The 13,746-nt window shown below is 54.9% G+C and carries 11 protein-coding genes; 1 reads left to right on the top strand and 10 read right to left on the bottom strand.

Features of this window, described 5'->3' with window-relative positions; genetic code table 11:
* The first annotated feature begins 25 nt into the window (after positions 1 to 25).
* Positions 26 to 3,478, top strand: coding sequence for a transcription-repair coupling factor (mfd, locus tag L0666_RS03335; RefSeq protein ID WP_235258559.1), 3,453 nt, complete (start codon positions 26 to 28; stop codon positions 3,476 to 3,478).
* Between the two features lie 4 nt (positions 3,479 to 3,482).
* Here mfd and L0666_RS03330 read toward each other — a convergent pair whose 3' ends face one another.
* From L0666_RS03330 to L0666_RS03285, 10 genes are all read right to left on the bottom strand, one after another.
* Positions 3,483 to 4,700, bottom strand: a complete 1,218-nt coding sequence (locus tag L0666_RS03330; protein ID WP_235258557.1) for a multidrug effflux MFS transporter — start codon at positions 4,698 to 4,700, stop codon at positions 3,483 to 3,485.
* Entirely contained in the window at positions 4,697 to 5,170 is a 474-nt protein-coding gene (locus L0666_RS03325; protein WP_235258549.1) for a metal-dependent hydrolase, read from the bottom strand. Before L0666_RS03325 ends, L0666_RS03330 begins: the two co-directional genes overlap by 4 nt.
* A complete protein-coding gene (locus tag L0666_RS03320) occupies positions 5,167 to 5,526 on the bottom strand; it encodes a potassium channel family protein (RefSeq protein ID WP_235258541.1) in 360 nt (119 codons plus the stop codon). The genes L0666_RS03325 and L0666_RS03320 overlap by 4 nt, the downstream gene beginning before the upstream one ends.
* Positions 5,523 to 6,167, bottom strand: coding sequence for a DsbA family oxidoreductase (locus L0666_RS03315; protein WP_235258539.1), 645 nt, complete (start codon positions 6,165 to 6,167; stop codon positions 5,523 to 5,525). The genes L0666_RS03320 and L0666_RS03315 overlap by 4 nt, the downstream gene beginning before the upstream one ends.
* Entirely contained in the window at positions 6,154 to 7,650 is a 1,497-nt protein-coding gene (locus tag L0666_RS03310) for a class I adenylate-forming enzyme family protein (RefSeq protein ID WP_235258530.1), read from the bottom strand. Before L0666_RS03310 ends, L0666_RS03315 begins: the two co-directional genes overlap by 14 nt.
* A 49-nt stretch (positions 7,651 to 7,699) precedes the next feature.
* Positions 7,700 to 7,927 carry a hypothetical protein gene (locus L0666_RS03305; RefSeq protein WP_235258528.1) on the bottom strand — a complete coding sequence of 76 codons (228 nt, stop codon included), beginning with the start codon at positions 7,925 to 7,927 and terminating at the stop codon, positions 7,700 to 7,702.
* Between the two features lie 68 nt (positions 7,928 to 7,995).
* A complete protein-coding gene (locus L0666_RS03300) occupies positions 7,996 to 8,652 on the bottom strand; it encodes an aquaporin (RefSeq protein ID WP_235258526.1) in 657 nt (218 codons plus the stop codon).
* A 172-nt stretch (positions 8,653 to 8,824) separates the two neighbouring features.
* The gene (locus L0666_RS03295) at positions 8,825 to 9,955 is read right to left on the bottom strand and encodes a Gfo/Idh/MocA family protein (RefSeq protein WP_272492158.1); all 1,131 of its coding nucleotides are present in this window, start codon (positions 9,953 to 9,955) and stop codon (positions 8,825 to 8,827) included.
* Positions 9,867 to 11,699, bottom strand: a complete 1,833-nt coding sequence (locus tag L0666_RS03290; RefSeq protein WP_418887978.1) for an extracellular solute-binding protein — start codon at positions 11,697 to 11,699, stop codon at positions 9,867 to 9,869. The genes L0666_RS03295 and L0666_RS03290 overlap by 89 nt, the downstream gene beginning before the upstream one ends.
* A gap of 391 nt (positions 11,700 to 12,090) precedes the next feature.
* Positions 12,091 to 13,593, bottom strand: coding sequence for a calcium-binding protein (locus tag L0666_RS03285; RefSeq protein WP_235258522.1), 1,503 nt, complete (start codon positions 13,591 to 13,593; stop codon positions 12,091 to 12,093).
* Positions 13,594 to 13,746: the final 153 nt, after the last annotated feature.

Below are 13,746 nucleotides of genomic sequence, written 5' to 3'. Positions count from 1 at the left end.
GGCCGCGCACAGTAGGTCGGTTCTTATGTCCGAAAACAAACACATCACCGTATCCGGCGCCCCCGAAGGGTTTGATGCCCGCCTCATTCTAGCTGAGGCGAAAGACGGCCCCGTGGTACATGTCTGTCGCGATGATAAGCGCCTTGAGGCCACGCGCGCGGCTTTGGCGTTCTTTGCGCCTGATATGCCCGTAATCGTATTTCCCGGGTGGGATTGTTTGCCCTATGACCGTGTGTCCCCGAACGCTGATGTTTCGGCCGCGCGTATGGCTGTTCTGGCGGGTTTGGCGCATGCGGATCAAGGTGGGATGCCGGACCGCTATGTTCTGTTGACCACCTTAAATGCCGCGACACAGAAGGTGCCCGCAAAGGCTGTTTTGCAAGAAGCCGCATTCAAAGCTATCGTTGGAAACCGTATCGATGAGGCTGCGCTTAAGGCGTTCTTGGTTCGTATGGGGTTCACCCAAGCACCAACTGTCACGGAACCGGGCGATTACGCGGTGCGTGGCGGGATCATTGATATCTTCCCTCCGGGGCAATCGGGGCCTGTGCGGCTTGATTTGTTTGGCGATGATCTGGATGGGGCACGCCGGTTTGATCCGGCAACCCAGCGCACGATTGAAAAGCTTGATGTGGTCGAACTCGCACCCGTGTCAGAGGTGATCCTTGATGAGGCCGCGATCACGCGGTTCAGACAGAGTTATCGTTTAGAGTTTGGCGCGGCGGGGACGGATGACCCACTGTACGAGGCGGTTTCTGCGGGTAAGAAACACTCGGGCGTTGAACATTGGTTGGGGTTCTTTCACGAAAACCTCGAGACGCTTTTTGACTACGTGACAGGCGCAACCATTACATTGGATGAACAAAACGCCGCCCAACGACAGGCACGTTGGGAAACCATCGACGATCAGTATGATGCTCGCCGCGAAGCAATGCTTGCCAAAGGGCGGATGGATTCCGTTTATAAACCCGCCCAACCTGACGGGTTATATCTGGACAGTGCTGCATGGGATGCCGCCGTCGCGCCGTTCCGGGTCCTGCAATTCAATGCTCTGCCGTTGCCGACAGGTTTGGGCGTAACGGATGCCGGTGGGCGGATCGGGCGTAGCTTTTCGCCGGAACGTCAGCAGGAAAACATCAGCCTTTTCGGTGCATTGGCGCAGCACCTTAAAGAAAAGATGGCCGATGGGCCTGTCGTTGTTGCCTCCTATTCCGAGGGCGCACGCGAACGCCTGATGGGGCTGATTGAAGACGAAGGCATCGCTGAAACAATACCAGTCACTGATTTCAGTCGCGTTGGAAAATCTGGCCTCCATCTGGCGGTCTGGGCGTTGGAACACGGGTTTGAAAGCAATGGCATCACTGTCATTTCTGAACAAGATGTGCTGGGGGATCGCCTGATCCGCCAAACCAAAAAGAAACGCCGGGCCGAAAATTTCTTAACAGAAACCCAAAGCCTTAGCCCCGGCGATCTGGTGGTCCATGTCGATCATGGTGTCGGACGCTATTTGGGGCTGGAAGTGGTCACCGCGGCAGGGGCCGCGCATGAATGCCTGCTTTTGGAATATGCCGAAAATTCAAAGCTCTATCTGCCAGTTGAAAACACCGAACTTCTTAGCCGTTATGGGCATGACGTTGGATTGCTCGACAAATTAGGGGGTGGTGCGTGGCAGGCCAAAAAGGCCAAGCTCAAGGAACGTATCCGCGAGATGGCCGAACGGCTGATCCGTGTTGCCGCCGAACGCGCTTTGCGTACGGCACCGGCGCTGACAGCGCCTGACGGGATGTGGGATCAGTTTCTTGCGCGGTTCCCTTATGCGGAAACCGAAGACCAGTTGCAGGCGATCGAAGACGTGCTTGAAGATCTCGGGTCCGGTCAACCGATGGACCGTCTGATCTGTGGCGACGTGGGCTTTGGCAAAACCGAAGTCGCAATCCGCGCCGCGTTTGTGGCCGCGATGTCTGGGGTACAGGTCGCGATTGTTGCGCCGACCACTTTGCTGGCGCGCCAACACTACAAAGGGTTTGCTGAACGGTTCCGTGGTTTTCCGATCAATGTCAGACCTTTATCGCGCTTTGTGAGTGCAAAAGAGGCGACGGCAACCAAAGAAGGTCTTGCCAAGGGGACCGTCGATATTGTCATCGGCACCCATGCACTTTTGGCTAAAAATGTGCGGTTCAAGAACCTCGGCATGCTGGTGATCGACGAAGAACAACACTTCGGCGTGCAGCACAAAGAACGCCTGAAGCAGATGCGCACGGATATTCACGTGCTGACGCTTACCGCGACGCCAATCCCACGCACGCTACAATTGTCTCTGTCTGGTGTTCGAGAACTCAGTATCATCGGCACGCCGCCTGTGGATCGCCTCGCGATCCGGACCTACGTTAGCGAATTTGATACGGTTACGATCCGCGAAGCCTTGCTGCGGGAACACTATCGCGGCGGGCAATCGTTCTTCGTTGTGCCACGCATCAAAGACCTGCCCGAGATCGAAGATTTCCTGAAACGCGAAGTGCCGGAAGTCACTTATGTCACGGCCAATGGTCAAATGGCGGCTGGTGAGCTCGATGACCGGATGAATGCGTTCTATGACGGGAAATTCGACGTCCTATTGGCCACCACGATTGTTGAAAGCGGTCTGGATATTCCGACGGCCAACACCATGATCGTGCATCGCGCTGACATGTTTGGCCTTGCACAGCTTTACCAAATCAGAGGTCGTGTTGGGCGATCCAAAACCCGCGCCTATGCTTATTTAACGTATAAGCCGCGCCAGAAATTGACGCCTCAGGCAGAGAAACGGCTACGCGTGTTGGGGTCCATCGACAGCCTCGGTGCTGGGTTCACGCTTGCGTCGCAGGATTTGGACATTCGCGGGGCAGGCAACCTGCTGGGCGAAGAACAGTCCGGCCAGATGCGCGAAGTCGGCTATGAACTGTACCAGTCCATGCTCGAAGAACAAATCGCCAAGATTAAATCGGGCGAAGTGACATTGGTTGAAGATGGCCAGTGGGCGCCGCAGATCAACCTTGGTGTGCCAGTCTTGATCCCTGAAAACTACGTGCCGGATCTTGATGTGCGACTGGGTCTTTATCGCCGTCTGAGCGATCTGACGACTAAGGTCGAACTGGAGGGCTTTGCGGCTGAACTGATCGATCGGTTCGGTACGCTCCCCAAAGAGGTCAACACGCTCATGTTGGTCGTTCGTATCAAAGCGATGTGTAAACGGGCAGGGATCAGCCAGCTGGATGGTGGTCCCAAGGGCGCAGTTATCCGGTTCCACAACGACAAGTTCGCTTCCCCCAAAGGGTTGGTCGAATTCATCGAGGATCAACGTGGCTTGGCGAAGGTCAAAGATAACAAGATCGTCGTTCAGCGGGATTGGGGCACCGACCGTCTGAAAATCCAAGGCGCCTTTGCGATTGCCAAGGACCTTGCGGCCAAGGTGAAAGAGGCGACAGCAAAGAAAGCGTAGCTTTCTAGTCGCTGTCGCGCCGGATCAAGGACGTGAGCCAAAAGGCGAGCACGGCACAGACAAAAACGCCAATCGCTAACGGCATGGGCGTGCCGTTGAAACTCAGGCCGATGGGAACAGCGATCAATACAGCGCCGACCGTAGAAGTTGCGGTGACAATGGAGGCTGCAGATCCGGCGATGTGGCCCATTGGTTCCATTGCCAGTGCGTTCAGGTTGCCGATTGTCAAACCCGCCTGAAAGAACACAGAAACGGTCCAGGCAGCGTAAATCAACAGCTCTGTGTGGTTCGGTAAATGCAAAGAAACAGCGAGGATCATAAGCAAAGACATGACCGCCTGCACAATAAACATTGCCTTGACGATCCGCCGCATTCCAAGTCGCCCGACTAGGCGTGCATTGATGATTGATGCTGTAGATGCGAGAACTGCAATGCCGCCAAACCAGTAATGAAACGTCTCGCCTTGACCGTAGGTTTGGTCAAAAACTTGTTGGGTCGAACTCAGAACGGAAAACAGCATCCCAAATCCAAGCGTCTGTACGAAAATCGATAGACGCACGGTTGGGTGTGAGACAACTTCGCGGGCGGCGGACGCGAGCGCGGCGAAGCTGAGTGGACGTCGGTTGTCTGCTGAGAGGGTTTCGGGTTGCCGCAACATCAGCCAGAGCGTCACCAAACTGCTAAACACCGCAAAGGCGAGAAAGATCCCGCGCCAGCCGGAAAACGAGATGATGCCGGCACCAATCGTTGGGGCAAGAGCAGGCACCAACGCGAAGATGAGCATAACAAATGACATGATGCGCGCCATTTCACGGCCAGAATACAGATCGCGGACAAGGGCGATGGAGGCGACGCGAGGCGCGGCGGCAGCAAGTCCCATCAAAACGCGCGATGCGATCATGGTTTCCAAAGTCGGTGCCAAAAAAGCGATCATTGTGGCCGTGATATAAAGGGCAGCACCACCTACAATGACAGCTTTGCGCCCAAAACGGTCGGCCAAGGGTCCGGTGAAAAAGGTACCCAAACCCATCCCAAGCACGAAACTTGTGACGATCAATTGGGCCCGATTGAGATTTCCGGGAGTGAGTTCCTCTGCGATCTCGGGCAGGGCGGGTAACATGGCGTCAATTGAAAACGCCACCGTCGCCGCAAGCATTGCCACAAGAGCAATGAATTCGGTTTGCCCAAGCGGTTTGGACACGGCCATTGAGGTGTTTTTCATCTTTTAATCCAAAGCCAGACTGCAGCGACCCAGATAAGTATTTCCAGCCCAAATACCCAGTGGAGAACAAAATTGAGAACCCACCAGTCGTAAACTGCGGGGATCGTTACGAAGTGTGTGAAGTCATTGGACCAAGGCCAATGCCATAAAATATCGCCAGCCAATGTATCGAGGCATAAGTGCAAAAAGAGTGCTGCAAAAAACGCCAAAGCGGCTGGTAGGAAACGCTTAGCGGTCAATGCGAGTGGCGGCAAGACGGCGATTGCAACCAAAGCCCAGAATGCTGGGATATGCACCCAATAGCGATGGTGATGAAATGCGCGATCATCGATCAGGTAGAACCATATCATGTCGAAATCGGGTAGTATTCCGCCAACCACGGCTGCAGGAAGGATCAAAGGCCATCGGGCACCGCTATTCTGAAGCAATCGTCCGAAAACATACCCCGAAGGAATGTGAGCGGTGATCACGCATCTGGCCCTTTTTCTTCCGCGGCTTTGGCACGTTTTTCGGCCAAGGCGGCGCGATGACGGGCCTCGGTAAGGGCCTCTCGTGCCTTGATGCGATTGTTTAGGGTGAAGGACCCAAGTTGCTGAATAACGGCCGCGACAACAATCAACCCGACAAATATCAGGATGGTTGTGCCGATCTTACCGACAGCCGTCGCTGGCACGAGTGATCCGTAACCAACGGTAGAGAGCGTTACGACTGTAAAGAAATAAGAATCCAGCCAGCTCCAGCCTTCGACGAAGTGAAAGAAGACGGTGCCCAAGCCGACAATCGTCGCGAGCGTTGCAACAAGAAAAATTATGACGTCTCGGGTCACTCGGCGGCCTCGATCTGCTCCATGATTTCGCCGATTACTTTTGTCCAAAGTTCAGCCGGTTGCGCGCCAGGAACCGCGTGTTTGTTGTCGATAATAAAGGTTGGGACTGAATTGACACCCATTTCGCGGCTGTGCGCATCGCGGTTGCGAATACCCTCTATGTCCGCATCAGAAGAAAGCAATTTGGTGACGACGCCAGCGTCCATTTCGCAGCTGTCTGCGATATCGGCCAAGACTTCTACATCGCCGATGTCACGGGCGTCACGGAAGTAGGCCTCGAACAGGCGATGCACAATGAAAGTTTGGCGGCCTTCGATGCCGGCCCAATGGATCAAACGATGCGCGTTGATAGTGTTGGGTGTGCGTTTCATGCCTTCAAAATCGATCTTAAGTCCGACCTTTTCGGCCATTTCAACGATGGGTGCGTAGGCACGCACGGCACCTTCTTTTCCGCCAAACTTGCGCTCAAGGTATTCGCGGCGATCCATGCCTTCGGCTGGCATGTCAGGGTTCAACTGAAACGGATGCCATTCGATCTGAAAGGGGTGATCAGGGATTTGTTCCAATGCGCGATCCAGATTGGTTTTGCCGATGTAACACCACGGGCAAATAGGATCGGAGATAATATCAAGCTTGACCATGGTCGGTCTCCCATTGGGTTCTGAGCGCGCGGCGCAGCAGTTTGTTGTTCGCCCCACGAGGCAGTGTGTCGGCATGAATAAACAAGCGCGGACATTTGTATCGCGCAAGGTGCGTGGCTGCATGTGCTGCCAGTTCGTCTTGGTCTATCACACCTGCGCTGGTGTAAAAGACAGCAATTACGGATGCGTCGGATTTAACCTGCACCTCTACAGCGGCGGCGTCGTCAATTGCAGGATGAAGGGTAAGGGCCGTTTCAACCTCAATAGGTGAGACGCGATAGCCGCCTGCGTTCATCATGTCATCGACGCGGCCAGCATAGGCAATTGCGCCGCTTTCAGTGCGGTGGCCCATGTCCCCCGTTAAGAACCAGTCGTCGTCAAATCGGGCGGCTGTGTCGGCGGGGGCGTTGAAATACCCTAACATAAGTCCCGGATCGCTGCAGTGAACGGCGATTTGGCCGTCAGATGCCATTGGATCACCGTCTTGCATCAGGGTAACGCGCCGGCCTTTCTGGGGCTGCCCAAGGGTTCCAGCCTCGGCTGGGGTTGTTGGGCTACCCGAAATGAATGTGGAACACTCCGACATGCCATAGGCCTCGAAGATGGGCGTTCCGGTGGCGCTCTCCCAAGCTGTGCGTGTCGTATCGGGAAGTTTTTCACCCGCCGATAATCCGTGCCGTAGGTACGGAAGTTGGGGCAGCTCGCACTTGAGGATTTGTCGATAAACGCCTGGTGCTGCAGCAAAAATCGTCGCGTGATGTTCGCGTAGCAGCGAAGGGATATCTGCGATGGGAGTACCTGCTGCGGGAATAAGGGCCGTTGCCCCGATTGTCCAAGGGTCCATCAATCCGGTGCCCAGCGTATAGGTCCAGTTAAACGCACCCGCATGGAGAATGCGGTCATTGGGCGTCAGGCCTGTCCAGCCATCTGTCATCATCCGTCGCGCCCAAATTGCGCGGTGTGCATGAACAACACCACGTGGTTTGCCAGAGGTTCCAGACGTGAAGATGATATACCCGACGCGGTCGGGATCACTCAAAACGAAAGCCGCAGGTTCACGTCCGTAAAACCCGCGCAGGGTTGCGGTTTCGATGACGGGTGCAGGGTGATCGGGCAGGGTGATGCCATCTCCCGCGATGATTGCCTTGGGGGCGATGTCCTGTGACATTGCGGTGATTTCAAACACGGTCAGTTGTGCTGAGGTAGGCACGGGAACAAGATCAACAGCCAGACAGGCCAGAAACGCGATTGGAAAGTCTGGCGTGTTTCCGAGGCGCAAGAGAACCCGATCCCCAGCTGTTAAACCCATCGCCAGCAATCCCGTAGCAGCCCCACGAATGGCGCGTTCAAGCCGTGCGTAGGACCAGACATCGACGCCGCCTGCACCAATAATGCTCAGCGCGGTTTTATCAGGCAGTTGTGATGCGCGCCCAAGGACATAGGCCGCGAGGTTAAAGGGCGAAGGGACAGGATCATGTGTCATGCCCAAGCGGTATCTTATCCGCACCAGCAGGTGCAACCGCCTGTATTGGTCAGGCCGCTGCGCCTTCGATCATTGGCTCAAGTCGGCGTGTGGCCCATTCGCCTAACGTGTCATGGCCTTCGGTGACTGTGAGGTAATAGACCTCGGCGAAGTAGCGCACGATATCGTCCCAATCAGTTTGCCGCTCATGTAATGTGAGTTGATCGAGAAGCGAATAATCCTGGCACATCACAGTGGGGAAATCCGGCTTGAACTTCAGTGTGTCGGTCCGTGTCATAAGATGCCTTTCTGCCCTGACATACCGTCAGCGCAGATTTAGATCATCACAGTCGCCTTAAACCGGGGTTAATAGTCGCTCTTGTCAAAAAGGAACCGGATGACGGGCAGGGCGACTGCCAACCCGATCAGCTGTGCTAGAATGAAGCCGACAACATGGGCGGGATCGATCCCTGCAAAGGTATCCGAAAACGCGCGAGAGATTGTCACAGCAGGGTTGGCAAAGCTGGTAGATGACGTAAACCAATAGGCCCCTGTGATATAAACGGCAACCAATGTGGGCACCGTATCTGGGCGGCTACGGAGCCCGCCAAAGATCACCAGCAACAGTCCAACGGTTGCAAAGACTTCTGATGTCCACTGGTTCGCACCTGTGCGCGCAGTCGTGGACGCCTGAATAAGATCAAGGTCAAACATCACATGGCACAGCCAGACACCCACGATGCCGCCAATGATCTGCACGGGAATATAACTGGCCACCAATCGCCAAGGGTGTTCGCCCTTTAGCGCAAAGGCCAGCGTTACGATTGGGTTGAAATGTGCGCCTGAAATCGGCCCAAAAATAGTGATGATGAAATAGAGTGTGCAGCCTGTGGCAATCGCATTGGCCAACAACGCAAGCGCAATGTCATCCGTCAGCGATTGCGCCATAATGCCCGAGCCAACAACGCCGATGAGCAAAAGCGCAGTTCCGAGGCCCTCAGAGGCGAGTTTTTGAGACGTCATACATCAGCAATCTTGTTCAGTTCAGTTTCCAAGCCTGAACGACCCATATCGTTTAGCGGGCAGGCCATCAATGCTGCTGCCTTTGCGGGCGAGGCTCTATAGTCCGTTTGCGCCTGCACAGAATTTGGCTTCGTTTCGGAGCGTCAGGCACAGCAAAAAGGTCCCAGCTTAATCAAGTCGGATCGAGATTGATGCGCGCACCTAGTCGAGACGAGCGTTCGATGGCGTCGATCAACACATGGGAGGTAAGCGCCGCGTGTCCGGTGGCTTCCGGCAAGTGGCCTTGGGAAATAGCTGATAGAAAATCTTCGATTAGGACTTGGTGCCACCGGAATTTGTCATCAGGAGCAGGCAATGCAGAAAGAGGAGCATTGCGCCCGTCGCGCCATGAAACGGCGAGCTGGTCTTTACTAATGGTTACCGTGGCTTGCGCGTAATGTAGTATCACTGTTTCGGGTCGTTGCGGCGCGATCGCTGTACTGGCAAGCAGAGTGCCCACCGCGCCGTTGACAAATTGTAGGCCCGCCACAGCAAGGTCTTCCGCCTCCATTTTGTGTAGATCTGTTGTCATGGTCATGGCCTGCACTGATTTAACGGGGCCAGTAAAGCTAAGGGCAAGATCAATGGTATGGATTGCTTGCGTAATCAAGACGCCGCCGCCATCGCGGGCATAAGTGCCTCGGCCAAGTTCGTCGTAATAGCTTTGCTCGCGCCAAAGAGGCGCGCTGATTTCGACATGGGCTAAGGGGCCAAGATTTTCTTCCTTGATCAACTGCGTTGCCGCAATCGACGGCGCACGGGCGCGGTGTTGAAACAACACCCCGAGCGTGACTCCTTCACGTTCACAGATATCGACGACCTGTTTTGCCTCGGCCAAGGTGCGTCCCACCGGTTTTTCCAACAGGATGTGCTTGCCAGCCTGTGCAAGTGTCCGGATCAGATCCGCCCGCACGCTGGGTGGCGTGGCAACGATAACGAACTGCACTGACGGATCATTGGCGACTGCTTCTAGATCACTAGTGAAATGCGGTGCGGGGCCATCATAGTACTTGGTGAGATGCTTTGCGCGTTCGGGGCTGCGCGAGACAACATAGCTGAGCCGTACTGCAGCTCCCATCGCGGAAAGCGCTTTGATATGTGAGGGGGCGATCATGCCGGCGCCGATTAGCGCGACGCCGACAGAATGGTCCGTTGGAACGGTATGCAAACCTCTCTTAACCTTCGTCGTACCACCACACGTCTGGCTGCCAACCGGGCCAGTCGCCGAAGATCGGCATGGTGTCGGGATAATGGAGGTCTGCATCATGGGCGATGCGGCTGATGTTCCACTGATAGATCGGAATGACGTAGCGGCCCGAAGTGAGCAACCGGTCCATCGCGCGGGTCGCGGCGACGAAATCGTCCTGACTGTCAGACGTCAAAAGCAGGTTGATCATCTCGTCGATCGCTTCCGATTGCACACCCATCAGGTTGCGACCACCCTCGACGTCCGCAGCTTCGATCCCCCAATAGAGGTATTGTTCATTGCCAGGCGAAAGCGACAGCCCACGGCGGTGATAGGTCATACCGAAATCGTAGATGTCTGTGCGTTCGCTATATTGGGCATTGTCCACCACGGTGATCGTCGGTGTAATGCCAAGACGGCTAAGGCTTTCGGTAAACATGTCGATAATCGACTGGTTCTCGCTGGAACCTGATTTGAGCAGGATTTCAAAAGTGAATTCCTGTCCATCTGGCCCTGTCATCACGCCGTCCTGAACAGTGTAACCAGCCTGTTCCATTAGATCCAAAGCCGCGCCGATGTTTGCGCGGTTGCGTTCGGACCCATCAGAAACAGGAAGGGAATACCCGCTGATCGCGTCCGCTGGAATGCTATCGGCAAAGGGTTCAAGGAATTCGAGAACACGACCCGTTGCCGGGCCATCCTGCATCGCCAACGGTGAGTTCGAGAAATAGCTGGTGATCCGCGGTTGTGCGCCGCCTGTCATAGCGTCGTTGATGAATTCAAAGTTGAACGCATGCATCATTGCATCTCGCACACGGATGTCTTCGAACTGGGGCAGGCGGGTGTTCATTACGAAACCGGTAATACCGCTGGGGCGAGAATGCGGCAAAATCGAACGCACATATTCGCCAGATTGCATCAGGGCGAAATCATACTGGCTGTCCCATTTCGCAACGTTGAATTCGCGGTTGGTGTTTACGTCACCGACCTTGAACGCTTCAAACGCCGCGGTTTCGTCTCCGAAAAACTCCATGCGGATAGTGTCGAGGTTATAAAGCCCGTTTACAAACGGCACGACGTCATAGCCCCAATAGTCTGGGTTGCGGGTTAGCTCGATGTGACGACCGGCTTCGAAATCAGTGATCGTATAAGGCGATGACGTCACCGGAATAACGTCGAGGCCGCTTTCGGCGAAATCGAGACCTTCCCATTGTGCTTTCTGGAGGATCGGACGCAGGCCAGCCAAGAGCGCCAATTCGCGGTCTTGTTCTGCGAAGTTGAACCGCACGCCACGTTCGCCAACGGCTTCAATACTTTCGACCTTATTGTAGAACCCGTGGTAACGCGGGTGGCCCACGGTGCCGAGCGTTTCATATGACCAGATCACATCTTCGACCGTAACTGGGCTCCCATCAGAGAATCGGGCTTCAGGTCGAAGCGTGAATTCGACCCAAGAACGGTCATCTGCGGTCTCAACCGATTCGGCGAGAAGGCCATAAAGCGAGAAAGGTTCGTCCAAGGAACGTGCCATCAGGCTTTCGCCCATCAAGAACCGCAGCTGCCAATGCACCGAGCCTTTGACGATGTAAGGGTTCAGGCTGTCAAAGCCACCGATGTTGGCTGTAATGATAGAACCGCCTGTTGGTGCATCGGGATTTGCATAAGGGAGATGCGCAAAATCTGGGGGTAGAGCAGGGTCTCCATACATAGCTATGCCATGTACGGGCTCGGCTGCCGCAAGTGTTGCTAGGACGGACGTTGACGCTGCTAGCGCGAATACGCGCAAAGTTGTCGCCGTTGTTGTTAGAAATTGTACGGACATTTTGATGTCGCTCCCCCGATTTCCACCACCTGTGTTCGGTGGCATTGAAACCAACCTAGATGGGGAAACAAACCTTTTCAAACTTTTAGCTTGGATGCGGGCGGCCAATTGCTTATAACGAGGGCACTGCTCGATAGGTTTCTTGCCTGTATGAAACCTGCCTCAATAACTTAACCCCAGCTTCGGCTGGGGTTTTTTTCTGCCCGCATTTATTGGGGGTTTGGCGGTTGAGAGAGCATTTTTATTCGTTCAGAAACAAGCGCGATTCCATCGCATGGAATCGGTGTTTGAGGGCCGTTAAGAATCGTTAACGAAAAAACAAAACGGCCCCGCTGTCGGTGACAGGGGGCCGCTTGTTTTCGTGTTGGGATGCCGCCGCAGGGCTGCTGGATTAAAGGAACCCGAGCATGAAGTCCTCAACGAGACCTTCGGACGCAACGGTTCTCTCACCGGTGTCTTCGTCTTCTTGCACGTCGAGCGCGTAAAAGTCCTCAACAGTGATGTCTTCAATAGATGTCTTCAGCAGGGAAATGACGCTGCCTTCGCCATTATCATAGGTTACGCTTTCACCTGTTTGGGTCGCTCCAGCCATGAAGATATCAAACATTTCTTCTGCCGTAAGAATATCACCCGTGTTGAGGTAAAGGTTGTCTTCACCATCCGTAAAGTCGCGAACGGTCATGTTTCCACCAGCAAGGGTCTCATCCAGAAGGAAGGTATCAGAATCGTCGTTACCCGCGACCTGATCATAGCCGTCTCCGCCAACCAAGACGTCGTTGCCATCACCACCTGTCATTCGATCATTGCCTGCGCCCCCGATGAGAACATCGTCGCCGCTGTTGCCTGACAATTTGTCTTTGCCGGCTCCGCCATCCAGAACGTCATTACCGTACCCACCGCTGATGTCGTCACGGCCTTCGCCACCATAAAGCGCGTCATTGCCGTTGTTGCCGGTGATGCGATCATCGCCAGTCATGCCGTAGGCGGTATCGTCGCCGTCGTTGCCATAGATTTGGTCATTTCCGTCATCACCGGACAGGGTGTCTTCACCGCCCCCGCCACTCAAGGTGTCATTGCCGAGGCCACCATAAAGGTCATCAAGGCCGTCGCCGCCGGATAGGCGGTCGTTATCATCGCCACCATAGAGTTCGTCGTCGCCCGCACCCCCTCGGATGGAATCCGCGCCTGCGCCTCCGTCGACGTAATCATTTCCGGCACCACCGGTAGCATCATCCTTGCCGTCACCGCCAAAGAGTGTGTCAGCGCCGTCATTGCCATACAGCACGTCGTTTTCTTGGCCGCCGTAAAGAACATCATCCCCTTTGCCTCCAAGCAGGGAATCTTTGCCCGCTTCGCCAAACAGTGTGTCGTGTCCTAACCCACCGGCGACATAGTCGCGCCCGTCGCCACCATAGATTTCGTCGTTCCCAGTCTGGCCACGCAGATCGTCTGCGCCAGCGGCACCGTTAAGCGTGTCATCACCATCGCGGCCCAGAAGGGTTTCGCCTTTGTCGGTTCCTGTAAACGTGTCGCCACCGATGCCGCCGCTCCAGTTTACTTCGTAATTTAGGGACATCAATTCGGTGCCAAAGAAATGGCTGGGGTCATACCAAGGTGCGCCCGCTGTTGCGAAGGCATTGTCCAAATGGGTGACCGACGCGTCGAAATCAGTGAACTCCGCGTGCAGGGTTTGCATGCCGTCTTCAGTACGAGTCTGCAATTCGATGCGGTTGATGTAACCGCCATTGGGCAAGCCCGTTGCTGGGTCATATGTCAGGTCGGACCCAAACACGACGACACCGAAGAAAACCGGTTCTGTGCCTTCGTTGGAAAATGAGCCAAACAAAAAACGGCTCTCGTGGGTATTCGAAATCACAGGTTCAGTAAGTGGCATATCTGCCTCCGGTGGTGAAAGTTGGTTAATTCACCGGAAGAGATACCCATCAATTTAGGGAGAAATATGTCATGAAACAGGAGATTGGGTGTCGTAGGGAAACAATCAGAGCGCGAATTTGTTCATCATGTGGCGGCGTGTCGCGCTCTGTAG

The sequence above is a fragment of the Octadecabacter algicola genome (assembly GCF_021532625.1).
GTDB lineage: Bacteria > Pseudomonadota > Alphaproteobacteria > Rhodobacterales > Rhodobacteraceae > Octadecabacter > Octadecabacter algicola.
Note: the sequence above shows the minus strand (reverse complement) of the source record. Positions and strands in the feature narration are given on the sequence as shown.

Bases quoted from the DNA above. Each gene is read 5' to 3' on its own strand.
- mfd (WP_235258559.1), top strand. From the start codon at position 26: ATGTCCGAAAACAAACACATCACCGTATCCGGCGCCCCCGAAGGGTTT.
- L0666_RS03330 (WP_235258557.1), bottom strand. From the start codon at position 4,700: ATGAAAAACACCTCAATGGCCGTGTCCAAACCGCTTGGGCAAACCGAA.
- L0666_RS03315 (WP_235258539.1), bottom strand. From the start codon at position 6,167: ATGGTCAAGCTTGATATTATCTCCGATCCTATTTGCCCGTGGTGTTAC.
- L0666_RS03310 (WP_235258530.1), bottom strand. From the start codon at position 7,650: ATGACACATGATCCTGTCCCTTCGCCCTTTAACCTCGCGGCCTATGTC.
- L0666_RS03305 (WP_235258528.1), bottom strand. From the start codon at position 7,927: ATGACACGGACCGACACACTGAAGTTCAAGCCGGATTTCCCCACTGTG.
- L0666_RS03300 (WP_235258526.1), bottom strand. From the start codon at position 8,652: ATGACGTCTCAAAAACTCGCCTCTGAGGGCCTCGGAACTGCGCTTTTG.
- L0666_RS03295 (WP_272492158.1), bottom strand. From the start codon at position 9,955: ATGCAGACCTCCATTATCCCGACACCATGCCGATCTTCGGCGACTGGC.
- L0666_RS03290 (WP_418887978.1), bottom strand. From the start codon at position 11,699: ATGTCCGTACAATTTCTAACAACAACGGCGACAACTTTGCGCGTATTC.
- L0666_RS03285 (WP_235258522.1), bottom strand. From the start codon at position 13,593: ATGCCACTTACTGAACCTGTGATTTCGAATACCCACGAGAGCCGTTTT.